This is a genomic window from Streptococcus ictaluri 707-05, from assembly GCF_000188015.2.
Classification (GTDB): domain Bacteria; phylum Bacillota; class Bacilli; order Lactobacillales; family Streptococcaceae; genus Streptococcus; species Streptococcus ictaluri.
The window spans coordinates 1-24,499 of sequence record NZ_AEUX02000004.1; the positions used below are offsets into that span (position 1 = coordinate 1).

Consider the following 24,499-nt stretch of genomic DNA (forward strand, 5'->3'; position numbering starts at 1 on the left):
TCTCGGAATTTCCACTATTCCTAAGTCCCTCTAGCATATTGCGGACTTTTTCGGAACGTTTACCTTGGTGGGGAGAATCTCCAAATTTCCACTGCAACAATCTGCGTTCCTCTTCTGATAAATAACCTGCTCTTTGTAGTAGGTTTTTTGCTACCTTCCATGGAATCACTACAGCTACTTCATCCATGTTGATTACTATTTCTTCAAGTTCATTTATTTTGTTTTCTAGTTCGTTCATATTGTCCTTTCTAGTGTTGTAATTGTTTTATATGATTTAAATCGTATTTATTGCCTAAAAAAATATTATTAACATCTACTTTATAAAAATCTGCCAATTCATTTAGTAGCGATACAGGGATCTTGCTACTATCAATTTCGTATTTTAATAAAGTTTGATGGTGAATACCAAGCTCTTGCGCAACTTCTTTAGCGCTAAGACTATAATTAACGCGTAGCACTCTTAGTGTCATTTTCGTCATTATCCCACCCCCTTTCTGTGATATAATTGAAATTTGATGAAGAAAAAGAAATATACCTAACTCTCTATGTACCGTTAATAAAGTGGATGAATTCGCAATCATTCAATAACAAAAGTTATTATTGGCTAGTGGCATTTACTAGATATACAACAAATACACAAGATTTTCTGACAAACTTATTGTTAAAAAATTTTGAAAAATTACCTGTATCAGTTGCTATGAAATACTCTGAATACACCCTAAATTCTGCAACCTCTTTACATTTTTATCGTAACGCTGAATACGATTATGATTATGAAATATTTGCAAAAAAAGCCTCTGAATTATTTGACCTCATTATTGAACAATTGCTAACAGAAGGAACAGTATTATCCCAAAAGCTAAGCTTACCAAACTTATCCAAATCCACTTTAGAGAACTTTTTGGGGAACAAAAAAAACTATATCGGTCCCAGATTTTTATCACTAGAAACCCATAACAAACCCCTAAGACCTGAAAGACCACTGCCATTCTAACCCACCCTTTCCACTCCCTCTTGGGAGTTTTTGTTTTGCTTAATTCCTTAAGCTTGACTATAGTATACTACGAATTAAATCGTATGGCGAATGTTTTTCCGAAAAAAATCGTATTTATTTTAAAAATATTATTTACAAATACGATTTAAAACGATATTATATAAGTATAAAAATTCGAAAGGAAAAATAATGGCAAGAGGAAGAGGTAAGTTAACCCCTCAGGAAATCGAGGCGATGCAATTCTTTTCGAGCAAACTTAATAATTTGCTCAATGAAACGAATACAAAGCAAGTTGAACTTTCAAAAGCTACAGGAATCCCACCTAGCACGCTTACAGGATATGTAAAAGGGACATCTTTACCAATCCCTGGTAACGTCCAAAAGATAGCTGATTATTTTGGTTTAATGAAATCGGATATAGACCCAAGGTTTGCTTCTCGTAAAAAGAATCACGAACTCAAGATACCAACTTCTCCACTCGTCAAAAAAATAACTTCGACGGTGGTAGAATTAAACGTCCCTCGTAAACAAAAGGTTTTAGACTACGCTACTGAGCAATTAAAAGAGCAAAAAAATAAGATAACATCCATAGAAGAAAAGTTATACGAGTATAGAGTATATGAAAAACTTTCGGCTGGTACAGGTTATGGTTACTTCGGAGATGGAAATTATGACACTGTTTTTTACGAAGAAGAACTGGATTACGATTTTGCATCGTGGGTCTTCGGAGATTCGATGGAACCAACTTATCTAAATGGTGAGGTTGTACTTATAAAACAAACTGGTTTTGATTATGATGGTGGTATCTATGCTGTTGAATGGGATGGACAAACCTATATTAAAAAAGTTTATAGAGAAAAAGAAGGTTTGAAGCTAGTCTCCTTAAACAAAAAGTATCATGACAAATTCGCTCCTTTTAGTGAAGATCCACGAATTATAGGTAAAATCGTTGGCAACTTTATGCCAAAAGAATATTGAGGTACGTTATGGGATTGCTTAAGTTTATCTTCTTTTAGTGACGATGATTTTAATTACTATACAGACAAATACTATCAACTGTTACAGCAAAGTCCTAGCATTGCCGATGCTTTGGGGAGGCCTTATGATTTTCCGAAATATGACGACAGTTATCGGACGGATGAAGGTTTTAAACTTAGAGAGCTTCTTCTGTTAGTTTGGTGGGGAAAAACAAAAAATGGACGTAAGTCAACAGTAGCAATTCCTAAGTATTTTTTTACAAATTACAGCATAAATGCCGAAAAATTGACTTTTCAATTTAAAAAAAGAGGATGGTTAATAGATCAATCCGAAAAAACATCACTTACAGAACAAGGTAGAGAAATTTATGAAAAGTATATTACTCTTTGGGATATTCACTCTGCAAAAAGATATCCACTTTGCCTAGATATTGACTTCCCTAATTGGAATAAAACAAAATTTGATATCCTTGTTTATAAATCTGAGATAAAATATCATAAAGAAAATGTGCGATATTGTGATAAAATGATTGATTCGCAAGTTGTCAAGTCAAGTGCAACCAGTTCATAGATAACTAGAGTTCCAGATGTTAAGCTGTTCGGGATAGCTCAAACAGGAATTTTGAGGATTGATATTGAAGAAGTCGTCTTGGGCGCTCATTGATGGCAGTAATATAATTGTCAAGTTCTTCAGAGGTTAGTGGATTAAGTGAGACTCCTTTAGGGACATATTCTCTGAGGAGGCCATTGAAGTTCTCGTTTTTTCCTCTCTCATGTGAAGAATAGGGATGTGCAAAGTAAACTTCAACAGCTTCTAAGTTTGAGAGTAAACTAAACTCAGAACCATTATCCGCTGTGATGGATGCAATAGGATACTGACTGATGAGATGCGTGACAGCACGGTTAATGGTTTGGGATTGCTTGTCTTCTAGCTTAACTCCTAGTGCATAGCGTGTCTGGCGCTCTACCAAAGTCAACATAACAGCTTCACCTTTGGTTTTCTTGCCGAGAACCAAATCAATCTCCCAATGCCCAAATTCAGAACGATCATTAATATATTCTGGACGTTCTTCGATAGATTTACCTAAAGTCTTCTTATTCGTCTTCATGACTTTCTTAGAACGTTTTCTGATACTAACCATCTTAGGCAAATCGATTGGTTTAATAGCTAATACCCCCTCTTTGATATAACGATAAATCGTTTTGGTAGAGGGGACGACTTCTTCAGGATGGTTCACTTTGTAAGTCTGAACAAAACTATCCACACTATGGAGACGAATGTTAGCCGTCAAGGCAGATTCTAATTGTTCAATGAACCTAGCGGAGCAGTTATTCAACTTGAGATAAGAACTCTTTTGACGATTGGTTTCATAGACACGTTGCCCACTATCAGCGAAATAGGCGTTGAAGAAGGTTTGTTTTCCATTCTTATCCTTTACCTGTTCTACTGAACCACGTTTTATTTCTCGGCAGATTGTAGAACGGTGACGACCCAAGAGTCGAGCAATCTCAGCGGGTTTCTTTCCCATTTTAAGATAAGCAGCAATTTCACCCCGTTCTGTGGCTGAAAGATGAGAATAGGATGATTTTCTGGTAGAATTAATGTTGGACATGTTCATCTGCTTTCCATACTGAATTGGGGAATTCTAGTATATCAGACGAACATGTCTTTTTTGTTGCACTTCATTTTACAACGCGGGACAAATAAATGATTACTTAAATTCGCTAAATGCTCCATCAAGTGTCAATAGAATTTACGACGAAATCAACTACTACTCAAACGACAGAGGTAGAAGTTTGTCTAAAATAAATGATTTGCAAGAAAAACTCGAAATAATTTTAGAGCAAAGTCAAAATTAAGCTTATAGCTCAGTGTTTAGGAGAAAAAATGGGATTATTTAACAAAAACGAAAAAAGTCCAAAAAAATCAATGGCAGAAATATATTTAGAACAGCACGGAATCAGTAACTTACCAGACAAATATGCAGAACCTATTAAAAATATTGTTAATGATCTTTCGGCTCAAGGATTAGGACGTGCTTCTTTAGCTTTAAGTTTTTCTAAAATAGAGGAACAAACAAAAGTTGGGTATTTGTCGACGATAGTTAAACAAAACTGGATCCTCATGGATCAAAACCAGCAAATCATCAATGAATTGAAAAAGTTAAATGACAAATAAAAAAAGCCCCACGCTCAACTTTGGTCGGTCCGAGCGCAGGGCGTAACTAACATAAGAAACAAGCATTAAAAAGGCTCGTTTTCTTATGCCTATTTTATCAAAAATGAAAGGCATAATCAAATGCATGTAGAAATTTTAGATAACGGAAAATTTAAATTTATTGAATACTATAAAGATCCATATACAATACAGGTAGACGTAAGAAAAAATCTGTAACAATGGATAGAGATACACCGCAATCTCGAAAAAAAGTACAGAAGCACTTAAACGAGAAAATTAGCTTAGTGTCATCTAACAGCATATCATCTGATATGAGTGTTGAAGAGTTATTCTCCGCGTATCGAGTTGAATGGGAACTAACTGTACGCAATACTAGTAAGCGAATCTTTAGAAGTATAGATAAAAATTTATTAAAGCTCTTCCCTAAAGGATGCATTGTCAATAATATAGATAGGTTACTCCTACAAAAAATCGTCAATGCTATTTTTGCTAAAAACTATGCAAACGAAACTCTCAACAAGTATTACACAAGACTCAAAAATGTTTATAAGTATGGTATGCGCATCGGTTGTATCACTAAAAATGAGATTGAATTTGTAAAATACCACAAAAATAAAAGAGTCACGGAGGTATTGGATAGCAAATATCTAGACAAAAAAGATGTTAAAAAAATTGTTGATTACTTTAATCAAAGACCTAAAAATTATCACCATGCCAGGATGGTGAGTATACTTTACCAAACGGGCATGCGATATGGGGAATTGTGTGGGCTACGTGAGCAAGATATAGACTGGGAAAATAATATAATACATATCAACGGCACTTATGACTATGTAACGAAAACTAAGGGAGCTACAAAGACAGTTAATTCGCATAGAGATGTAGTTGTCACTGATGGTGTCCTCGAGTTAATCAACGAAACTCTTATCAATAATGCTATGAAGTTTTACAAGACAGATAATAAGGAAAAATATATTTTTATCACCAAAAGCGGATCACCGCTGCCACTTCCATCTTTTAATACTGTTTTAGGTAAAGCGGGGGAAAGTTTAGGATTTAACTTTAAAATCACTAGCCATCTTTTTAGGCATGCCCACATCTCTCTCTTGGCCGAAATGAGGGTCCCTATAAAGCAGATTATGGATAGGGTCGGACACAGTGACTCAAAAATGACTTTAGAGATATATTCCCATGTAACTAGTAACATGAAAAAAGAACTAACTGAAAAGCTAGATAATTTTGTGCTATAACATGCACCTTACAAGCCCCTTTTGTTAAAAAAATCAAAAACAAACCCCTGAGAACGCTATTAAAAAGCCATTCTTAGAGGTTTGTTTTTTAACTAAATAAGTATAACACACTTTTTGACAAAAAGTAGAAATTCACCTACTGTAAATGTTTTCAAATAATGACTTGCCATTTCTTATCTTAGAAACGAAGAGAAAAAAAGAAAACACCAAACCAGACCTGAAAGGTTAACAAATCAGTTTAACGTTTTCTTCTTCATTGATAAATTCCTAAAAAGTTTATGTCATTATCTCAAGTATGGGTCCCACAATCTTGACCCACTTGATCTTCTCCTATTTTTATATCTGTTCTTTCTAGCTTCTTCTTGCTTATTTTTTTCTATCTCTTCTTGTTTAATTTTTTCTATTTCCTCTGGCGTTTTTGATTTGTACATGTAGACATTTTTATCTTCGAACAAGGGCTCAAATCGGTTAACTGAAACCTCTCCTTTTTCATCCTCACTTAATTCAATTTCAGAATCTGACGGAACAATATTCTTTTTCTGCATATACTTCACAATATCTTCTAATGAAGTGCCTTTATTAAATAAACTATAGGCTCCCTCATTAATAGCATTATATTTTTTGTGAGATGCTCCTAATGAAACTCCCACCTTGCTTAGCTCACCTTTAAAACTAGGGTTATAGTAAGTCCCCCTTGTTTGTTGCATACCAGCTAAAAATGCTGTTTTATCTTGATAATTATGGTAATCATAATCACTTGTTTTTTTAGTTTTAAATGTCCAAGTTACTTTATCATTACTATAGAAATCATCGTGTTCAACAAGGACTCTTGAGAAATCACCAGAATCTTTTATCTTTGTAAATTTATCTAACTCATAACTTGATCCAGTTTTCCCAGGAAATTTTTCCCATTCCTTATCAAATTCTGATCTTTGAGAATTAAAATCATAAAACCACTGCGTAGATTGTTTGCCCGTAATTGATTTTTGGCCATGTGGAGCTTCTCTTTTAATCTCAATAAATTCAGGCATCTCTACCCCTTTAGGTAAAAAGATGGCATAATCTGGATGCGACCATCCTTCTTGTGATTTGTTAAATGTGATTGTCCATTCGACATCCTTATCATTTACCACTCGTGTGTAGTCAACGTATTTACTCACATCTCCATTATTATTCCACCAAAGGTCAATCTTACCATCTTGAGTATAAGCACTTTGAGCATTTACACTATTTCCAGCCGCAAATGCAAATAATAGTAATGAATTAAGAGCAAGAACTTTACTAAAACGTTTCATTTTTCTTGTCATCGAACATCTCCTTTTTATGTTTTAATAATATTATTTCAACTTAAAGTTAATCAATAGTCAATATTTTAATTATATTTTATTAATTATTTTAAAAACAAATTAAAAAACGACCTTTTAGATCGTTTTTGTCTTGTCTAATAATTGAGAACCTTATTTAAGTGTTTTTACTTTACCATCCCAGTAATCAATACTTTCTTTTAAAACATAAATATCATTATACCCTGCTTTTTGTAACTTTTTGGCAGCTCTAATACGGTACTGTGGACGAGCATTTTCATATAACAAAACAGGCTTATCTTTTCTTAAGGCTTTGATGGCAGTATCAAATTGCTGAACAGGAAAGTTACGAGCTCCTAAGATATGTTTTGCTCTAAAGGCAGCTGGGTCTCGCAAATCAATAACTTGCCCTTGTCTCATTAAAGTTTGAAAGGTTTGATTATCAACTTGTTTAGCCATCTTCTTGTAAGTAAAGTAATTCCAAACATAATATGCCACAATGGCAACTAAAATGAGCCAAGTGATAATGGTCAATGGTGACATTCGTAACTCCTATTCTTTACTAAAATCTCTTACTAAGCTTGCAGCTCCAATAATACCAGCATCATTGCCTAACTCTGCCATTTTAATTTTTGTAGAATGACGTACTTGAGGGAAAGTGAAGGTTTCAAAATTCTTTTCAATGCGTGAACGCAAAAATTCCCCGGCGGCTGAAACCCCTCCTCCAATCACGACTGAATCTGGATTAAGGATATTAGCAATATTAGCTGATGCTAAGCCTAGATAATAACTAACTTTTTCCACAACAGAATTAGCAAAGCCATCGCCAGCTTCAGCTGCCATAAAGACATCTTTACTTGTTACAGATTCCCCATTATCAATAGCTGCTTTAATTGCTGAGTCACCTTCATAGGCTTCTGCTAATAATCGAGCTACTCTAACCACACCTGTAGCAGAAGCAACTGTTTCTAAACAACCACTTGAACCGCAAGTACAAGCGAAGCCATTTTGAGGCTCAACAATCATATGACCAATTTCACCACCAGCACCCGCGACTCCATGAATCAGATTTCCTTGGGCAATGATCCCTCCACCGACTCCTGTTCCAAGGGTCATGAAAACGACATCAGGGTTATTTTCACCTGCACCAACCCAACGCTCTCCAAGTGCAGCCACATTCGCATCATTATCAATAGCAAATGGAATTCCTATTTCCTTTTCAATAACAGAACCTACTTCTTGGGTTTCTTTCCAGTTTAAGTTAAAGGCACCCGCAACTGTCTTAGCGTCTCGGTCAACTGCCCCAGGTGACCCCATGCCAATCCCTACAAAATCTTCTTTGCTTAAACCATATAAATCCAGTCTATGTTTTAAGGAGGCTACAATATCAGGAACAATCTGCTTCCCGCCATCTAGGATATTGGTCTCAATAGCCCATTTCTCTTGAACTTCACCTTCTAGTGTTAAGATACCAAACTTGATGGTTGTCCCTCCCAGATCAATTCCCAATAACTTTTGACTCATTTTTCTCTTCCCTCTTTTTTTAATTCTAGCCTGTGCTCGCGTCTTAAAACTAATTCAGCTTGTAAATAATCTTCTTTATCAATTAATTGGTTATCATATAGTCTTTTCAGCTCTATTTTCATCATTTCAATGTCATATAGGCGCTTTCCAAGATAAACAAAAATACCGAAATTTTTTAAGAGTTGTTGCACATCATATAATGTTTTCATATAAGTAAATTTTAGCAAAATATCATCAAGATTACAAGATCATTATGCAATCGCTTTCTATATTTCTGAAAATTGAGTTTCTTTATTTTTCAAGAAAACTAAAAGAACCTGGAAAACTCCAGATTCTTTGATGTCTATTAAATGGCAGGACCTTGTCCTCGTTCAGCTTGTAGCATCCAAATGGTTTTTTCAGCTGTGTTTTTTGCAGCTGTGAAGATGTCATTTGTAACAGCATCCCCTTCTTCATCTGTAATATCAAGCCCTACTTGATAAAGACTGCTTAGGTAAATGTAGACTTCTACCAGACGTGCCAAATGTTGCGCCATGGATTTGTCAAAGCTACCTTTTGATTCGTCTAATTTTGAGTGTTGGCTAAACTCTGCCAAGGTTGAATGAGGCGCCCCACCAATAGTAATCAGACGTTCGCTCATGACATCCAAGTCTTCATTTAAACCATCTAAAAGTTCATCCATTTTTGGGTGAAGGTATAAAAAGCCTGGTCCGCGCATATACCAATGCACTTGGTGAACAATTGAAGCTGCTACAGAAAGATCTGCTACGGCCTGATTTAAAACAGCCTTTGTTTTTTCATTACTTGATGTTTCTTTTTTAGAAATATTGTGGGTTACAGATGCGTAAATTTTGTCAACGAGTGTGTTTGTCATAATAATTCTCCTTACTTTTTGAAATAAAAGCCAAGAATTGGGCAACTGGAAGGATGATTGCTAAATCATTTTTTCCAATCAGATGCTTTTTTCTAAGTCCAATTCGACAACAACGGATTAATCCTAAAAGCTTTCAAAAGGAAAACAAGATCAGTAGCTTTGATTTTCCGAAAACTTAATTAGAATCATTCTCGTTTTATACTTCTATTCTACAACGATTATAAAAAGATTGCAAGGAATTGACTTCTTTTCGAATAAATAAGTATGTTAGCTATTTTGATTTTTTATACTGGTTTTCTAGTAGGAAACCTGTTAACAGTTCTCTTTTCCTTGTTTTCACAAACATCTCATCAGTCTTTTTCATATCCTAATTGTAAGAAAACATTTTGGAGAGCAATTAGTTCTTATTTTTTACCTTTTTCCAGCCACTACCTGATAAAATATCACCTTAAACAAAATCACAAAGCTTATCTTGAGTGTTTAATGGGTCTCTTATTTCTGTTTACTTATAAGGGATATTTTTCTGCTACTGAACTTTATTTGCTAAGTTTATCCTTGCTACTTAGTCGCTTTGATCTGCAAGAGATGCAATATCCATTTGTCATCTGGTTGGTTAGCTTTATAGGACAAATCTTTTTTTCTTCATTCCATTTTTTATGCCTAATTTTCTTACTCTTAGCTCTAATTACTCAACTTTTTCCACTTCATATTGGTTCAGGTGATTTTCTTTATTTGGCTAGTTTAAGTTTGCTTCTTCCTACGACAAGTCTCTTATGGCTGATTCAACTGGCCTCTTGCTTAGCTATTTTGGCCTGCTTATTCTTTAGAGTCAAAAAAATCCCTTTTATTCCTTATCTCAGTACCTCATTTGTCATTATCCTTCTTTGTATCTAGCAAACATTAAGAGCAGTCCAACTGGAGTTGAACTGCTCTGCTTATGCCTCTAACATACCCGCTTGAAGTTGATACATCTTGTAATAATAACCTTTTTGCTTAAGAAGCTGATCATGAGTGCCGTCTTCTACGATCCGTCCTTTGTCAAGCACATAAATACAATTAGCATCTTGAATAGTAGACAGACGATGTGCTATAGCAATGGTTGTGCGACCTTTTCTCATTTTGGCTAAAGAAGCCTGAACAATGGTTTCTGTTTCTGAGTCAATATTGGCTGTCGCTTCATCTAAAATCAAGAGTTTCGGTTGACTAGCAATTGTTCTTGCAAAGGCTAGGAGCTGCCGTTGACCAGTTGAGAAACTAGACCCGCGTTCTGATACGGGAGCCTGGTATTTTTCAGGCAATTGTTGAATAAAATCATCCGCATCAACAAATTCAGCAGCTGCCCGAACAGCTTCCTCGCTCAAATCCTGATACATCCTAATGTTTGAAGCAATGGTTCCATGATATAAAAAGGGATCTTGCAAGACAAGTCCAATGGATTGTCTCAAAGCACTTGATGAATACTCACGAATATCTTTGCCATCAATCAGAATCTGCCCCGATTGAAACTCGTAAAAACGCATCAGAACATTAATAATAGAGGATTTCCCAGACCATGTAGCCCCAACAAAAGCAATAGTCTCTCCTTTTTTAACACTAAAGGAGACTTTATCTAGAACCTGATGTTTGCCATCATATGAAAACAAAACGTCTTTAAAGCAAACATTTCCTTCTTGAATGCTATCTTCCTGCCCTTCTTGAGTCGGCTCTAAAGTTGCTTCATCAATCAATTGAAAGACTCTTCCCGCTGAAACCATAGAGGTTTGGAGGGTTGAAAAATTTTGAGTCACTTCAATGAGAGGATCAAATAGTCGATTAATGTATTGAATGAAAGCATACATGACACCAGCTGTTATTGCTCCATTAATTCCCTTAAAGCCAAAATAAGCCATCAAAACAGCATAGGCTAATAACTTGAGAAAGGACATGGCTGGTCGTAAAAAGAGACTATCTAAAGCTACAGACTGATTGGCATAGCGAACATGTTCTTTATTAATCACTTCAAACTCTTCTTTCAAGCGCTCTTCTTGTCCAAATGCTTGAATGATTCGAATGCCTTCAATGCTTTCAGCTAATTTACTATTAATCTGACTAAGCAGGCATCTGGTTTTAGCAATGACAGTCACAGATTTTTGACGATATACAGTCACCAAAATCACAATAAAAGGAAGAAAAAGAACAACGATGATTGTTAACTTGACATCCAGAACTAACATAGTATATAAGGTAACTGAAAAAATAAAGATGGCAGTAATAAAACTTGATAAGATGCCCGAAAACATATCACTGATAGCTTCTGTATCGTTAGTTAGGCGTGACACAATAGATCCTGAAGGCGTCTTGTCAAAATAAGACATGCCTAATCTTTCCATATTATCAAAAGCATCTTGACGAATGTCTCTTACAATACTATAAGAAACTCTAGCAAAAAAAAGATTTCCTAGATACTGAATGAGACTTTGAAACAGATACATCCCATAATAAGCCAATAAGAGTAGGATAGCAGCTTGATTAAAGTCAGTCAGGTAATGATCAATAAAACGAGATGCCACCAAAGGTATCAAGCTACGAATAATAGTCGTTAACAACAAAAGGCTTAGGGCAAGTCCTGTCAACCACTTGTATGGCCTCAAATAAGTTAACAATCGCTTAAAAATTTGCCACTGACTAGTTGGCATCATCAGCTGTCACCTCCATTTCCATCTGTTGGGCAAGATAAGTCTTGGCATACCAACCATTTACCTTTATTAAGTCCTCGTGTCGACCGCGTTCGATAATGCAACCATTTTGCATGACTAGAATTAAATCGGCATGTACCACTGCACTCAATCGGTGAGCAGAAATAATGGTGGTTTTATGCTGACGTTTTTGCTTGAGATTTTCGATAATATGATGTTCTGTTTTTGCATCTACTGCCGATAAAGAGTCATCTAAAATTAAGATATCTGGGTCAAGAATCATGGCACGACTCATAGCGATACGTTGCTTTTGACCACCTGACAAAGACACCCCTTTTTCACCTATCAAAGTGTCAAAAGTCTTTGGCATAGCCTTGATATCTTCATACACTTGAGACAATTTTGTAGCAGCTACGACCTCTTCTAAACTTAAGCTAGGATTACCAAAACGGACATTTTCTAAGATACTTGTCGCAAACAAAAACTGATCTTGAGGCACATAGCCAATCAGTTTTCTTAAATCAGCCAAGCGATAGTCTTTGATATTATGATGGTTTAAAAGAATTTGTCCCTCATCAAGATCATACTCTCTTAATAAGAGCTTGATGAGCGTAGTCTTACCTGAACCTGTCTGCCCAACCAAACCCAAGGTTTGTCCTTGATCCAATTTAAAATGAATATCAGAAAGAGTCGTCTCATCTTCATATGAAAACTGATCAATATTGTATTGCAAGGGGCCATTAGAAATACTATCAAGAACCTGATCACTGTCTTGAACGTCAGAGACTTCTTGTAAGAGTCCTGAGATGCGTTCATAAGAAACGGATCCCCTTTGAATCATGTTAAACAAAAAACCAACTGCCATTAGAGGCCAAACTAGCATATCTAAGTAGGTCATAAAGGTCACCAAACTTCCAATGGTAATGTGGTTAACCTTTATCATCAGTGCTCCCATAGCTAGGATTAAAACATAGGATAAGCCAATGAAAAGAAGTACTACTGGGTCAAACATGACATCATAAAACATGGTTCTCATGTTTTTTTGAAAGGTCATCTGATTAATGGCTTTGAAAGACTCTGATTCATCAGCTTGATAACTAAAAGACTTAGTTACCTTGATACCAGAGACGCTTTCTTGGACTTTATTGTTCAACTCAGAAAAGGCAGCTTGAGATTCGCCAAAAGCCCTGTGAGTTTTTCGTCCCAGTCGACTAGTCGCATAAGCCATTAGTGGTAAAGGAAGTACTGCAATCACAGTCATTTGCCATGAAATGGTAAAAAGCATGGTTATTAAGGTTACAATGGCAGTTACAGAAGCATCTACTGCTGACATTACTCCTGCTCCTGCTAATCGCGTCAAGGCATTGATATCATTGGTGGCATGAGCCATTAAATCACCCGTTCGATAGTTTTGATAAAAAGAAGGTGACATTTTCATGAAGTGTTGAAAGAGCTTAAAACGCATAACTCTCCCTAAGCGATAAGAAGTTCCAAAAATACAAATACGCCAAAGATAGCGTAATAAATACATGGCTAAAGCTGCTAAAACCAAATAAAACAGTTGTAAGATTAGGACCTGCTTACTCAAGCTTCTTGCTGTAATCGCATCTATCACCGATCCCATAATTTTAGGGGGAATGAGGTTTAGTAGTGCCACTAAGCTTAAGGATAAAATTCCAGTTAAATAGGGTTTCTTCTCTTCTTTAAAAAACCACTACAAGTGCTTAATAATAGACATAGGTCTCCTTTCACATTAATATGTCAATCTTTCTAATCTTTCTAGTCTAATAAAAAGTCTCTCCTAAGGAGAGAGCTTATCAATCATGCTTGACCCTTTTTATTACAAAGTCATAAGTATAGAAAGCTAAAAGTGCTCCTAAGGTATTGGTCAAAAGATCATCTAACTCAAAGACACGATTGGCATCGATGAGTTGATCTAAAAGAAGTTGCGTCAATTCAATCGTCAGACTCATTAAAAATCCAAGTAATAAACTTTTTCGAGCACTTCGCCATCGAGAGCTTAAAAAATGAATGATAAATAAGGCTGGATAGAGCAAGAAGATATTCATCACATTTTGTGCCACTACCCATGACTTGGCCAAACCACCGCTGACATCACCAAGTGACCACAAAGTATTAAAAGGGACTAATAAGAATTTTAAGCGTCCAACCGCAAAAACATTAGGTGTTTGAATACCTTTGAATAGGTGCGGTTGAGGCTGAAAGCAAAGATAGATAATCACAATAAGGTATAAGATGAGACCTATCTGAAGCAGTCTACGCCAAGGAGCCTTGACTTCTTTTGTTTCATCAAAAAATAAATGACTCATTTGTTATCTTTTTGACGGGTTGCTTTTTCGCGATCCTTTTTCATGGTATTTGAACGTAATTGACCACAAGCGGCATCAATATCAGTTCCGTGTTCTTGACGCACCACACAATTAACCCCATTTTTCTTTAAAACGTCATCAAAGGCTGAAACGCGTTTTTTAGGGCTTCTACTGTACTGGTCATGTTCAGATACAGGATTATATGGAATAAGGTTGACATAAGAAAGCTTGCGAATGTTTTTGGTTAAATCTGCTAATTCTTGGGCCTGCTCAACGCCATCATTGACTTGATTTAACATGATGTATTCAAAGGTCACACGACGGTTAGTGGTTTCAATATAGTACTCAATAGCTGCAAATAATTTTTCAAGCGGGAAAGAACGGTTAATCCGCATGATACTTGAACGCAAGTCATTATTCGGTGCATGAAGTGAAACGGCCAGGTTAACTTGAACACCCTCATTAGCAAAATCTCTGATTTTGTGAGCCAAACCTGAAGTAGATACTGTGATATGGCGTGCACCAATGGCTAAACCATTGTCATCATTGATCGTTCTTAAGAAACTCATGACATTTTTGTAGTTGTCAAAAGGCTCACCAATACCCATGACTACCACGTGGCTAACACGCTCATCCTGACCACGGTCATCAAAATATTTTTGCACTAACATAATTTGAGCTGTAATCTCGCCACTGGTCAAATCACGTTGTTTTTTAATCAACCCACTAGCGCAGAACGTACAACCAATATTACAGCCTACTTGCGTGGTCACACAAACAGAGTGACCATAATGTTGACGCATCAAAACCGTCTCAATCAACATCCTATCAGGTAATTCAAACAAGTATTTAACAGTTCCATCTGCTGACTCTTGAACCACGCGCTGTTTTAAGGGATTGAGGCAAAAATGCTCATTTAATAAAGCAATGAAATCTTTTGAAATATTAGTCATCTCCTCAAAAGATTGGACACGTTTTTTGTATAGCCAGTCCCAAATTTGAGTCGCTCTGAATTTTTTTGACCATTGTCGATTGCCCAAGCAATTAACTCATCACGCGTTAAGCTGTAAATGGATGGTTTCATGAATTGTTATCCTTCTTTCTGATAATAAAATGATCTGACTTGGTCTGAGATTGACTCTTTGCCGTCTGAGATGATTTGGATCTAGCCTTTACTTTACTAGTATCTTTACGCTTTTTACTAGTAAAAATGACTTTATCATTTGTTTTTTCTTTAGAAGCCTTTATTGGTTTTGGCTTTGATGTCCCTTGTTCTTTAGCGGGTCTTTGCTTAGCGTTCTGAGGTTTACGACGAGTGTTTTTTGTGGATTTTTTACGTCTAGGCAAACGCTCTTCTTCAAAGGTAATGAGTTGTGGATTCTCATTTTCAAGGACAAAATAAGCACAGCCAAAATTACAAAACTCTTTGATGTAATCTTCTAAACGAGAAATACGACTCGTTTTTTTAACATCATTATGATCTTTGTAAAATCCTTTAAGCCGTAGTTGTTCATTTCCCCAATCACCCACAATATAATCATATTTGAGTAAAATTTCGGTAAATCGTTGACCAAAACTAGTTGTGTTAAAAGCATCTTTTTCATTGGCTATCAGTTCAAATGTGATACCGTCTGATTTGACATAGTGATCGAAATGAACGAAATCCGGTCCTGGAAATTTATTGTAATTATACATTTCCGGTGAAATGTCTTTTTTCATGTGACTCCTTTCTTAAATATCATTAGTTATTACATAATCTTGTACTAATTCTCTGAGTAAGTGAGGAAACAAGATTTCTGGTTCTTTAGCCTTGATTGATTTGAAGTAAGACGCAAAATAATACTGATCAACCAAAACCAAGGATAGTTTTTCTGACTTACCCATAACTTTTTTATTATACACTATTTTCCCATTTTTGTAAGCAAATCCCTTGGTTAGAATATGTCCAAAATGCTTTCCTCGAAAACCCATTCCTCGAATCTCCTGTCTTTGCAAAAGAGGCTCTTGACTAAAGATATCTTGGCATATAGTGTCTAACTCTTTTAACGTAAGCTCTAAGCGAATCAATCTCATGTGGTGTGGTAAACTCTCAAGAAGGCTAGCTTTGGTTAAGGGGTTGGAAAAAGGTTCTACCAACAAGCCTGAATTTATCAAGGCAAGATCTGCTTGGGCGTAAGCTGTCATTGCAGTCATGACTAGGTCTGCTGATTCTTTAGATGTCAGGTCTTTTGAAAAACACTTGATTTTTTCTTTAGCTAATTGTTCCATTCCTTCTTGATAAAGGCTGTCAGACCACTCTTTATCTTCTGGGAGACTTGGCAAATGACTTGTCTCATGAGCTCTAATAGCCATTTCAAGGACTTGTCCCTCATCCAATGTTAGGTTAATTTCTCCAATATGCTGACCGTATTTCCCCGCCGCTGCTAGATAGGTTCCTTGTATACAAGCTCCCTCTTCAAAAACATGATGGGTATGTCCTCCAATGATAAGATCTATCTCATTGGTTAGCTGACTAATTTGTTCATCAAGTGCTCTACCTAGGTGACTCATGATAAGGCGAAAGTCAGCTTTTTTGACTTCAGGCCTTTCTAAATCCTTTTTTAATCTTTCTAAAGGGTCTAAAATGTCCCAACCATTAGGCTCATAGGTAAGATAATAAGGAAAAGTATAGGCTAAAATTGCAATACGATGCCCTAGAGACGTTTGGTAGATGGTGTAAGGTTTTGCCCATTGTGGACAAGCTCCCTTATCCTGAAGGTTGCCAATGATGACTGAAAAATCTGCTTCTTGGTAAAGAGCATTCAAACTCTTTTTACTAAAGCCTCCCCCTTCGTTATTACCAATTGTCGCATACTGGATTCCTAAATCGTTCATCCATGTGATATTGGCCTTTCCTTGACTAGCTTCCGTCAAGGGATGACTACGATCACAATTATCTCCCATATCAAGTACAATCGTCTCAATACCATCGCTTTTTTTAGCTTGTATAAATCGTTTTAACTTTGGATAGTGAAAAGGCAACACTTTTCTGTACAACATTTATAAAGTGCTTTTTTCTTTAAGCAATTAATCTCCATGTCATGGGTGTCTGGTAGTTGAGACTGCCATGAATGCGATGGTAATTCCACCAGTGCACATAATCTTTCGTTTTAAGGATTAATTCTTCCAGTGACTGAAAGGTTTCTTGATGAATAAATTCAATTTTGAAAGCGCGATAGGTGCTCTCAGCTACCGCATTGTCATAGGGACAGCCTGCTTGGCTTAGAGAACGATTGATTCCAAAAGCTTCCAACATGTCATCAATCAGCTGATTATCAAACTCCTTCCCACGATCAGAATGGAAGATCTTGACCTTGGTCAGAGCGTAAGGGATGCTCTGAATCGCTTGTTTAACCAATTCGGCGGTCTTATGCCAACCAACTGACAAACCGATGATTTCACGATTGAAGAGATCAATAATCAAGCAAACATAAGCCCAGCTATTACCGACACGAACGTAGGTTAAGTCTGTTACTAAAGCATTTAGAGGCTTTTCTTGATGAAATTGTCTGGCTAAGTGATTAGGAATAGCTGCCACATTCTTCCCTTTTGAATGTGGCTTGAAGGCTGCTTTCTGATAAACGGATACTAAGTTGAGTTTGTGCATGATGCGACGAATCCGACGACGAGACAGCTGGATGCCTTCATTTTCCAAACATTTCTTGATTTTCCTAGCCCCGTATCTGGCCTTACTTTCGAGAAAAATAGCTTTGATATTTTCTTCAAGTTCCGCTTCAGAGACTGGTTTAACAGCCTTGTAGTAATAGCTAGAACGAGGAATGTTCAACCAACGACACATGGCTGAAATGCTATATTTGTCTTTATTAGCAGTGATTACTTCTCTTTTCGTGCCATAATCACCGCCGCTTGCTTTAGGATATCTAACTGCATTTCGAGTTCTTTATTACGCTTTCGGAGTTCAATCAGTTCACGCTGCTCATCTGTAAGATTATCAATAGTTTTAAAGGAACCAGTTGTTTTAGCCTGACGTACCCACTTATCGAAGGTTGATGGGGTTAACTCATATTCTTTGATAAGCTCACTTCGTTTCATCCCTGCATTGTGAAGGTCAACGATTTGTTGCTTAAAGTCATCGGTGAAGTGGCGACGTATTTTTCTAGACATAATATTCTCCTATTTTCTTTAGTGTAGAACACTTTATAAATTCTGTCTAGTTTAGTGTAACCTATTCATAGGCTTGAAAGTGAGAATGAAAATCATTAAGGTGAATAATCCGAAGTCTTTCTATCATAGGCTACTCCTTTTAAGATGACGCTTCACATGTTCTTTTATTATAACACGTTACGAGAAGTTAGGACTAATGAGAGAATAACTGATTTTTAAGTAAAACTAGAAGCAAAATAGCTGACTCAGCCTCCTCAAAGAAACAAAAAAAGGGAACACACTAATCATCTACCTCAGAGATAACTAAGTATGTTCACCTTAACTGATTACCCTAAAGTCTTACCAGTTGTATTGATCAACATTTTCTTTTGTGACAAGGAAGATTGGTGAAACTGTTTCTTTATCCACTTTCTTTCCTTGGTAGTGTTCAATAGCTGCTTTAATGGCAATTTCACCCATTTTGGCAGATTGTTGAGCGATTGTTGCTGTGATATCACCTTTTTCAATAGCTTGATGAGCATCTGGTTGACCATCAATTCCGATGATAAGGACATTTTGTAAGCCAGCTGATTTAACCGCTTGAGCAGCGCCTAAAGCCATTTCATCATTTTGAGCAAAAATGACTTGAACTTCTTTATTACCTTGAATCATGTTTTGAGCCGTATTGAGTGCTTTGGCACGGTCGAAATTGGCTGATTGACTTGATAAAACGTCCAATTTTTCTTTAGCAATTTTGTTGAAACCATTTCCGTGGTCAACCGTTGCTGAAGCTCCTGGAACACCTGATAATTCAAATGCTTTAGCTTTTTCGCCTAACTCTTTAACGACAAACTCAGCTGCCATTTTTCCAGCTTCCACATTATCAGAAGCGACAGTTGTTAGGACATCACCACCGTTGCTACCACGGTCAATCAAAATAACAGGAATATTTGCTGTATTAGCTGCTTTAATCGCAGGAACAATAGCGTCTGAATCAACTGGGTTGATTAAAATAGCATCGACATTTTGGCTAATAAAGTTTTGCACATCATCGGCTTGTCGTGCCGCATCATCTTGAGCATCTGCTACTTTTAAGCTAACTTTTTTAGCAGAAGCGTATTTGTCCAAACCATCCTTCATAGCCACAAAGTAAGGGTTGTTAGTCGTTGAGATAGATACCCCAAGTTTTAAGTCTTTAGCTGCCTTTTTAGTCACTTCTTTTGAACTGTTAGAGGCATTGCCTAAACCTGTTTTTCCACATGCTCCTAAGACAAGAAGCATTGCCATTAGCAAGGCCATAAGACCTATTGATTTTCCAAATTTCATTGTGAAACTCCTTTTTATTTATTTTTATGAAACCAAAGTAAGTTGGGCTCTTCTTAGCTCTTAGCTACTTTAAAACGGTCCAAAAGAACAGCAATTAAAATCACAATCCCTTTTACCACTTGTTGCCAAAAAGCTGAGACACCAATAATATTCAAACCATTGTTTAAGACACCAATGATGAGGGCCCCAATTAAGGTTCCAAGAATACGACCTTTACCACCAGATAAAGATGTTCCTCCTAGAACGACTGCTGCAATGGCATCCATTTCATAGCTACTTCCTGCTGTTGGCTGGGCTGAGCTTAGACGAGATGTAATAATCAAGCCAGAGATAGCTGCCATCATTCCTGAAATGGTGTAGATAATGATTTTTACTTTATTGAGTTTAATCCCTGAGATGAAAGCGGCTTTTTCGTTGCCTCCAATAGCATAAACTGATTTACCAAAAGCAGTCTTATGCAATAGGACATAAAGAACCAAGAAAATCACAAACATTAAAATAACTGGAAAAGGAATACCTAGGATGTAACCTTGTCCTAAAAATTGGAATAAGAAAGAATCCGATAAGCCCTTGGTAACTGGATTTCCGTTAGTATAAACCAGTGTGGCCCCGCGGAAAATAGTCATCGTCGCCAGGGTTACAATAAAAGGAGCCAGTTTTCCATAGGAAATGAAGAGCCCATTAATCATTCCAAAAATACCACCCATGATAATGGCTAATAAAATGGCTAAGGGAACCGGAAGACCACCCGCTATTAATCCAGCTGATAAGGCACTAGATAGGGCTAAAATAGAGCCTACCGATAAATCAATTCCTCCTGTTAGGATAACAAAGGTCATCCCAAAAGCGATAAATCCATTAGCTGTTACTTGTAACAATAGATTTAAGAGATTATTAGTGGTTAAAAAATTAGGATTAATCAAAGTAATGACAATCATTAACCCCACCAATGCTAGCAGAGTGGTTAGCTCTGACACATATTTCATAACTTGTTTCACGTTAGTTTCCTCCTGTGGCTAATTGCATGACTTTTTCTTGGTCTGCTTGGACTCGACTCAGTTGACCAGCAATCTTTCCTTCATGCATGACAATAATACGATCACTAACACCCAATACTTCTGGTAAATCTGACGATACCATAATGATTGGCACCCCTCTGTCTGCCAATTCGTTCATCAATTGATAAATTTCACGTTTGGCTCCGACATCGACACCACGAGTTGGCTCATCTAAAATCAACAATTTTGGAGCTATGCCAATCCATTTAGCCAAGACCACTTTTTGTTGGTTTCCTCCTGAAAGATTACCCACAGGCAAATCAGGTCTACCTGACTTAATATGAAGCCGATCAATTAATTGTTGCACAAAGCTAGTGCTGGTTTTATCATCAAAAAATCCTTTTTTACTGAATTCTTTGGTGCTTGGTAGGGTCATAGTATCTTTAATACTAAAGTCCAAAATGAGACCCTCGTCTTTACGATCTTCTGTCAAAAAACCGATCCCATGTTGGATTGCCTGGGAAGGGCTATTAATACTCACTTCTTGACCATTAATCTTGATTCGACCACTTGTTTTCTTATCTAATCCAAAGATGGCTCGCATGACCTCTGTTCGTCCAGCACCCATTAAACCTGAAAAACCTAGAATTTCACCTTTTCTTACTTGAAAAGAAATATGATCAAATCCTTGTCCAGATAAGTCTTCAACTTCTAGAGCTACTTCTCTAATCATCGCTTCTTTTTCAGGATAGTAATCCTCTATATCTCGACCCACCATTTTTTTAACCAGTTCATCTGGATTAGTCTCGGCAGTTGGCTTAGTGTCAACCACAATACCGTCTCTCATAACGGTTACCAAATCCGTTATCTTAAAGATTTCTTCCATTCGGTGTGAAATATAGACAATACCCACACCTTCTTCTTTTAGTCCACGAATGACTTTAAATAAATTCTCTGTTTCACGATCCGTTAGAGCGGCAGTTGGTTCATTCATGATCAGAAGGGTAACTTCTGAGAGGAGACTCTTGGCAATTTCAATCATTTGCTGCTGACCGACAGACAATAAACCTATTTCTTTATCTAAAGGAATGGTAACACCTAAACGTTTAAAAGCTGATAGCGCCTTGTTACGCATAGCCTTCTTATCCAGAAAGCCAAAGGCATTTTTGATTTCCCGTCCCAAAAAGAGATTTTCCAAAACCGTCATGTCAGACCAGGTGTTCATTTCTTGGTGAATAAAAGAAATCCCGAAAGCTTCTGCCTCTTGAGGGTTAGCGAAGGTTCTTTCTTGGCCATCAATTATAATCGTTCCAGAACTTGCCGGAAAAAGACCCGTCAAAATATTCATGAGGGTTGATTTGCCTGCTCCATTTTCCCCCATGAGAGCATGAATCTCACCAGATTTTAGCAGCAAATCAATTTTTTCAAGAACCCTATTTTGACCAAAGGATTTTGAAATAGCCTTCATTTCAATTTTCATCTTGATTCTGCCTTTCTATAGTGTCACGCCAGATTGTAAAATCACATTGGAATAGGGTGTGTTTTCACCTGTTCTAATGACGGCTTTTACTTCTTGATTGTATTTCTTTAATGCCTCATGGCTTACATAATCTACTTCTACCTGATCATCTAATTTAGCCAGAAAAGCTTCCAATTGTTTGGGATTATGACTTTTGATTTCTTCTGCTAGGATAACCTTTTCCACTAAGATGTGCTCCAAATAAACATCTACTACCTCTTGAAAATTAGGCTGTCCTGGTTTTAAAGCCAAATCAATCTTAGTAACGCCATCTGGAACAGGGAGACCTAAATCACCAATACAGACCCTATCGGTATGTCCTAAGTCGGCTGCTAATTTCGCTAAATCACTATTTAAAAGTCCATGTTTTTTCATATGCTGCATGCTCCTTCATTTCTGCTAAGCTTGGCATCCCTCCTTGGGCACCAAATTGTTGTACGGATAAGTGCGACGCTAAGGTGGCAAAAGAGATGGCTTCTGTCATTGTCATGCCTTTGGCGATAGCAAATCCAAAAGCGCCATTAAAAGTATCACCAGCTCCCGTTGTATCAACAGCCTCTGCTTTAATAGCAGGAATGACTTGAATCTCTTGACCATCATAATAGGTCGAACCTTTGGTTCCCAAAGTAACAATCAACTTGTTTGGATATTGTCTTAAAGAATCTTTCAATGACTGATCTGGGAACAATTCTTTGACTTCATGTTGGTTTGGCGTAAAATAAGTGACTAAATCAAGCATTTGACTGTCTGTTTGCCTTGCTGGTGCAGGGTTGTAAAGGACTTTAATGCCCTTATCAAAACAGAACTGGGCAATAGCCATATTAGCTTGATGAGGTATTTCATTTTGTAAAATAACCAAATCTGCTTCCGCTAACAATTGCCATTCACTGTCCCAAGTATCTGTGTCCACTTGCCCATTTGCTCCTGGGCAATAGATAATACGATTATCTTGCTGGTAAATGGTAATTTGAGCGATGCCAGATGATTGAGGTACCGTTCCCATATGGTCCACCAAAAGATTGTTGTCTTTAAGATTAGCTAGTAATAGAGGACCAAATGAATCTTCTCCCACAGCTCCTAAGACACTAATCTGGTCAGTGCTAGAAGACAAACGCCCAACAGCTACCGCTTGGTTAGCCCCTTTACCACCTGGTACCATAGAGAATTTTTCTCCAAAAACAGTCTCACCTTCATTGGCGATACGATTGGTCTCCATCACTAAATCCATGGAAATACTTCCAACGATAACAATTTTACTCATGTTTTCTCCTTATAGTTTCACGTTCAACATAGTGAACAGGTAATTTAATCCGATTAGCCTCTACCGGCAATTGATTGGCAATCTTATAGACTAATTCAGCTGCATAATGTCCCATCAAATAAGAGGACTGATGGATCGTTGACAAGGACGGGTAGATAAATTGACTCATCAAGATATCATCATAGCCCATGACTTGAACTTCTTCTGGAATTTTTTTGCCTTTTGAATGTAACTCATGAATGTAGGCAATGGCATGTATATCAGAAGGAGCAATGATACTATCAATAGTCGGATAGGTTTTAAGATGACGACAAGCCTCTTGCTGGATAGTTTCAAAATCAAAACTTTGACTATCACAAATGTAAATAGTGACAGCTTTCTGCTCTAAAAAGGATAGGCTAGCTTCAAAACGTTGACTGATATTTTCAGCATTATCAAGAGGCCCTTTAATTAATAAGACTTCTTGAGTGCCTGCTTGCCAAACAGTCTCGGCCGCTAGGCGTCCACCAGCTTTATTATCTGAAAAGACACCGTATTTTGTACGCTGATCTACCCGGTCGACAACAACTACTGGTAACTCTAATTCTGGGTGTCGTTGCGTGAAATCATGGGTAGTTATGATACCAGCCGCATTGCTTTGCAATAAGACATGCAAATATTCTTCTTCCAGTGCTTCACTGTCTGAGATATTTCCTAGCATAACACGGTAGCCTTTTCCCTTAAGATACTCCTCTGCTCCTCTAGCTAAACGAGGAAAAAAAGGATTGGAGATATCCGGTAACAAGAGGCCAACTAATTGGTTTTTTTTGGTTTTTAAAGACTGAGCTAAGACATTTGGACTGTAGTGTAACTTAGCAATAGCAGCCTTAATTCTTTCTCTAGCTTGATCCGAAACATAACCATTTTGAGAAATATACCTAGAGACTGTCGACTTGGACACTCCTGCTTCTTCAGCTACTTGTTTGATAGTGGCCACAGTCTTACCTCCTTATTTCTATTTCTTTTTATGGAACCGTTCTCACATTTCTTGTTGTAACCGTTTTCCAAAACCTTGTCAAGCTATAAGAAATCAACTTTTGAAATAAAAAAAGTCCTATCGTTAGTGAACCTTTTTCCACGCTAATTAAGCAAGGGCTTTAGTTCGA

24 protein-coding genes and 2 pseudogenes are annotated in these 24,499 nt (G+C 37.0%); 5 read left to right on the plus strand and 21 right to left on the minus strand.

Annotation, left to right across the window (positions count from 1 at the left end; genetic code table 11):
• Together STRIC_RS02630 and STRIC_RS02635 are read right to left on the minus strand one after the other, a co-directional pair.
• Positions 1-238, minus strand: a 238-nt coding sequence (locus STRIC_RS02630; RefSeq protein WP_040831885.1) for a hypothetical protein, incomplete at its 3' end; no start/stop codon positions are given.
• Positions 239-248: 10 nt separating this feature from the next.
• On the minus strand, positions 249-479 hold the full coding sequence (locus STRIC_RS02635; RefSeq protein ID WP_008087836.1) for a helix-turn-helix transcriptional regulator: 231 nt from the start codon (positions 477-479) through the stop codon (positions 249-251).
• Positions 480-505: 26 nt separating this feature from the next.
• Between STRIC_RS02635 and STRIC_RS02640 the strand changes: the two genes are divergently transcribed.
• The 3 genes from STRIC_RS02640 (at position 506) to STRIC_RS02650 (ending at position 2,542) form a co-directional block, all read left to right on the plus strand.
• Positions 506-994 carry a hypothetical protein gene (locus tag STRIC_RS02640; protein ID WP_234944184.1) on the plus strand — a complete coding sequence of 163 codons (489 nt, stop codon included), beginning with the start codon at positions 506-508 and terminating at the stop codon, positions 992-994.
• A 189-nt stretch (positions 995-1,183) separates the two neighbouring features.
• A complete protein-coding gene (locus STRIC_RS02645) occupies positions 1,184-1,972 on the plus strand; it encodes a LexA family transcriptional regulator (RefSeq protein WP_008087996.1) in 789 nt (262 codons plus the stop codon).
• A gap of 111 nt (positions 1,973-2,083) precedes the next feature.
• A complete protein-coding gene (locus STRIC_RS02650; RefSeq protein WP_008088011.1) occupies positions 2,084-2,542 on the plus strand; it encodes a hypothetical protein in 459 nt (152 codons plus the stop codon).
• Between the two features lie 19 nt (positions 2,543-2,561).
• Here the strand turns inward: STRIC_RS02650 and STRIC_RS02655 are convergent, their stop codons facing one another.
• On the minus strand, positions 2,562-3,584 hold the full coding sequence (locus tag STRIC_RS02655; protein ID WP_200857365.1) for an IS30 family transposase: 1,023 nt from the start codon (positions 3,582-3,584) through the stop codon (positions 2,562-2,564).
• A 275-nt stretch (positions 3,585-3,859) separates the two neighbouring features.
• Here STRIC_RS02655 and STRIC_RS02660 point away from each other — a divergent pair, with 275 nt between their 5' ends.
• Positions 3,860-4,150, plus strand: a complete 291-nt coding sequence (locus tag STRIC_RS02660) for a hypothetical protein (protein ID WP_008087894.1) — start codon at positions 3,860-3,862, stop codon at positions 4,148-4,150.
• 218 nt (positions 4,151-4,368) lie between these two features.
• Positions 4,369-5,400 carry a tyrosine-type recombinase/integrase gene (locus STRIC_RS02665; RefSeq protein WP_008087884.1) on the plus strand — a complete coding sequence of 344 codons (1,032 nt, stop codon included), beginning with the start codon at positions 4,369-4,371 and terminating at the stop codon, positions 5,398-5,400.
• Positions 5,401-5,684: 284 nt separating this feature from the next.
• Here STRIC_RS02665 and STRIC_RS11530 read toward each other — a convergent pair whose 3' ends face one another.
• From STRIC_RS11530 to STRIC_RS02765, 18 genes and pseudogenes are all read right to left on the minus strand, one after another.
• The gene (locus tag STRIC_RS11530; protein WP_008087867.1) at positions 5,685-6,707 is read right to left on the minus strand and encodes a hypothetical protein; all 1,023 of its coding nucleotides are present in this window, start codon (positions 6,705-6,707) and stop codon (positions 5,685-5,687) included.
• A 150-nt stretch (positions 6,708-6,857) separates the two neighbouring features.
• Positions 6,858-7,247 (minus strand): rhodanese-like domain-containing protein, encoded by a 390-nt coding sequence (locus STRIC_RS02675; protein ID WP_008087868.1) that lies wholly within the window; start codon positions 7,245-7,247, stop codon positions 6,858-6,860.
• A gap of 9 nt (positions 7,248-7,256) precedes the next feature.
• A complete protein-coding gene (locus STRIC_RS02680; protein WP_008087979.1) occupies positions 7,257-8,228 on the minus strand; it encodes an ROK family glucokinase in 972 nt (323 codons plus the stop codon).
• A complete protein-coding gene (locus tag STRIC_RS02685; protein WP_008087853.1) occupies positions 8,225-8,437 on the minus strand; it encodes a YqgQ family protein in 213 nt (70 codons plus the stop codon). The genes STRIC_RS02680 and STRIC_RS02685 overlap by 4 nt, the downstream gene beginning before the upstream one ends.
• A gap of 137 nt (positions 8,438-8,574) precedes the next feature.
• Positions 8,575-9,102 carry a Dps family protein gene (locus STRIC_RS02690; RefSeq protein ID WP_008087874.1) on the minus strand — a complete coding sequence of 176 codons (528 nt, stop codon included), beginning with the start codon at positions 9,100-9,102 and terminating at the stop codon, positions 8,575-8,577.
• Between the two features lie 935 nt (positions 9,103-10,037).
• Complete coding sequence (locus tag STRIC_RS02700; protein ID WP_156033576.1) at positions 10,038-11,777, minus strand: ABC transporter ATP-binding protein; 1,740 nt, start codon at positions 11,775-11,777, stop codon at positions 10,038-10,040.
• A pseudogene (locus STRIC_RS02705) lies at positions 11,767-13,515 on the minus strand (ABC transporter ATP-binding protein). The gene STRIC_RS02700 and the pseudogene STRIC_RS02705 overlap by 11 nt, the downstream one beginning before the upstream one ends.
• Before the next feature lie 79 nt (positions 13,516-13,594).
• Positions 13,595-14,107, minus strand: coding sequence for a VanZ family protein (locus STRIC_RS02710; RefSeq protein WP_008087898.1), 513 nt, complete (start codon positions 14,105-14,107; stop codon positions 13,595-13,597).
• Positions 14,104-15,191 (minus strand): annotated as a pseudogene (gene rlmN, locus STRIC_RS02715) (23S rRNA (adenine(2503)-C(2))-methyltransferase RlmN). The gene STRIC_RS02710 and the pseudogene rlmN overlap by 4 nt, the downstream one beginning before the upstream one ends.
• A complete protein-coding gene (locus tag STRIC_RS02720) occupies positions 15,188-15,826 on the minus strand; it encodes a YutD family protein (protein WP_008087825.1) in 639 nt (212 codons plus the stop codon). Before STRIC_RS02720 ends, rlmN begins: the two are co-directional and overlap by 4 nt.
• Positions 15,827-15,838: 12 nt before the next feature.
• Positions 15,839-17,146, minus strand: a complete 1,308-nt coding sequence (locus tag STRIC_RS02725) for a bifunctional metallophosphatase/5'-nucleotidase (RefSeq protein WP_008087863.1) — start codon at positions 17,144-17,146, stop codon at positions 15,839-15,841.
• A gap of 19 nt (positions 17,147-17,165) precedes the next feature.
• Positions 17,166-18,271, minus strand: a protein-coding gene (locus STRIC_RS02730; protein ID WP_156033570.1) for an IS3 family transposase whose coding sequence is annotated in 2 segments (ribosomal slippage) — positions 17,166-17,995 and positions 17,995-18,271 — 1,107 coding nt in all. Because the reading frame shifts where the segments join, the coding sequence is not laid out codon by codon here.
• Between the two features lie 339 nt (positions 18,272-18,610).
• Positions 18,611-19,576 (minus strand): substrate-binding domain-containing protein, encoded by a 966-nt coding sequence (locus STRIC_RS02740; RefSeq protein ID WP_008088017.1) that lies wholly within the window; start codon positions 19,574-19,576, stop codon positions 18,611-18,613.
• Between the two features lie 53 nt (positions 19,577-19,629).
• A complete protein-coding gene (locus STRIC_RS02745) occupies positions 19,630-20,574 on the minus strand; it encodes an ABC transporter permease subunit (RefSeq protein ID WP_008087819.1) in 945 nt (314 codons plus the stop codon).
• A gap of 1 nt (position 20,575) precedes the next feature.
• A complete protein-coding gene (locus STRIC_RS02750; protein WP_008088015.1) occupies positions 20,576-22,054 on the minus strand; it encodes a sugar ABC transporter ATP-binding protein in 1,479 nt (492 codons plus the stop codon).
• Positions 22,055-22,069: 15 nt separating this feature from the next.
• The gene (rbsD, locus tag STRIC_RS02755; protein ID WP_008087918.1) at positions 22,070-22,468 is read right to left on the minus strand and encodes a D-ribose pyranase; all 399 of its coding nucleotides are present in this window, start codon (positions 22,466-22,468) and stop codon (positions 22,070-22,072) included.
• On the minus strand, positions 22,443-23,354 hold the full coding sequence (rbsK, locus tag STRIC_RS02760; RefSeq protein ID WP_008087928.1) for a ribokinase: 912 nt from the start codon (positions 23,352-23,354) through the stop codon (positions 22,443-22,445). The genes rbsD and rbsK overlap by 26 nt, the downstream gene beginning before the upstream one ends.
• Positions 23,347-24,330, minus strand: a complete 984-nt coding sequence (locus STRIC_RS02765) for a LacI family DNA-binding transcriptional regulator (RefSeq protein ID WP_008087840.1) — start codon at positions 24,328-24,330, stop codon at positions 23,347-23,349. Before STRIC_RS02765 ends, rbsK begins: the two co-directional genes overlap by 8 nt.
• Between the last annotated feature and the right edge of the window lie 169 nt (positions 24,331-24,499).

What these genes read in the sequence shown, in the direction of transcription:
- STRIC_RS02680 (WP_008087979.1), bottom strand. Translation starts at nt 8,228, where the DNA reads ATGAGTCAAAAGTTATTGGGAATTGATCTGGGAGGGACAACCATCAAG.
- STRIC_RS02725 (WP_008087863.1), bottom strand. Translation starts at nt 17,146, where the DNA reads ATGTTGTACAGAAAAGTGTTGCCTTTTCACTATCCAAAGTTAAAACGA.
- STRIC_RS02690 (WP_008087874.1), bottom strand. Translation starts at nt 9,102, where the DNA reads ATGACAAACACACTCGTTGACAAAATTTACGCATCTGTAACCCACAAT.
- STRIC_RS02655 (WP_200857365.1), bottom strand. Translation starts at nt 3,584, where the DNA reads ATGTCCAACATTAATTCTACCAGAAAATCATCCTATTCTCATCTTTCA.
- STRIC_RS11530 (WP_008087867.1), bottom strand. Translation starts at nt 6,707, where the DNA reads ATGACAAGAAAAATGAAACGTTTTAGTAAAGTTCTTGCTCTTAATTCA.
- STRIC_RS02675 (WP_008087868.1), bottom strand. Translation starts at nt 7,247, where the DNA reads ATGTCACCATTGACCATTATCACTTGGCTCATTTTAGTTGCCATTGTG.
- STRIC_RS02635 (WP_008087836.1), bottom strand. Translation starts at nt 479, where the DNA reads ATGACGAAAATGACACTAAGAGTGCTACGCGTTAATTATAGTCTTAGC.
- STRIC_RS02700 (WP_156033576.1), bottom strand. Translation starts at nt 11,777, where the DNA reads ATGCCAACTAGTCAGTGGCAAATTTTTAAGCGATTGTTAACTTATTTG.
- rbsD (WP_008087918.1), bottom strand. Translation starts at nt 22,468, where the DNA reads ATGAAAAAACATGGACTTTTAAATAGTGATTTAGCGAAATTAGCAGCC.
- STRIC_RS02660 (WP_008087894.1), top strand. Translation starts at nt 3,860, where the DNA reads ATGGGATTATTTAACAAAAACGAAAAAAGTCCAAAAAAATCAATGGCA.
- STRIC_RS02740 (WP_008088017.1), bottom strand. Translation starts at nt 19,576, where the DNA reads ATGAAATTTGGAAAATCAATAGGTCTTATGGCCTTGCTAATGGCAATG.
- STRIC_RS02685 (WP_008087853.1), bottom strand. Translation starts at nt 8,437, where the DNA reads ATGAAAACATTATATGATGTGCAACAACTCTTAAAAAATTTCGGTATT.
- STRIC_RS02710 (WP_008087898.1), bottom strand. Translation starts at nt 14,107, where the DNA reads ATGAGTCATTTATTTTTTGATGAAACAAAAGAAGTCAAGGCTCCTTGG.
- STRIC_RS02750 (WP_008088015.1), bottom strand. Translation starts at nt 22,054, where the DNA reads ATGAAAATTGAAATGAAGGCTATTTCAAAATCCTTTGGTCAAAATAGG.
- rbsK (WP_008087928.1), bottom strand. Translation starts at nt 23,354, where the DNA reads ATGAGTAAAATTGTTATCGTTGGAAGTATTTCCATGGATTTAGTGATG.
- STRIC_RS02720 (WP_008087825.1), bottom strand. Translation starts at nt 15,826, where the DNA reads ATGAAAAAAGACATTTCACCGGAAATGTATAATTACAATAAATTTCCA.
- STRIC_RS02665 (WP_008087884.1), top strand. Translation starts at nt 4,369, where the DNA reads ATGGATAGAGATACACCGCAATCTCGAAAAAAAGTACAGAAGCACTTA.
- STRIC_RS02645 (WP_008087996.1), top strand. Translation starts at nt 1,184, where the DNA reads ATGGCAAGAGGAAGAGGTAAGTTAACCCCTCAGGAAATCGAGGCGATG.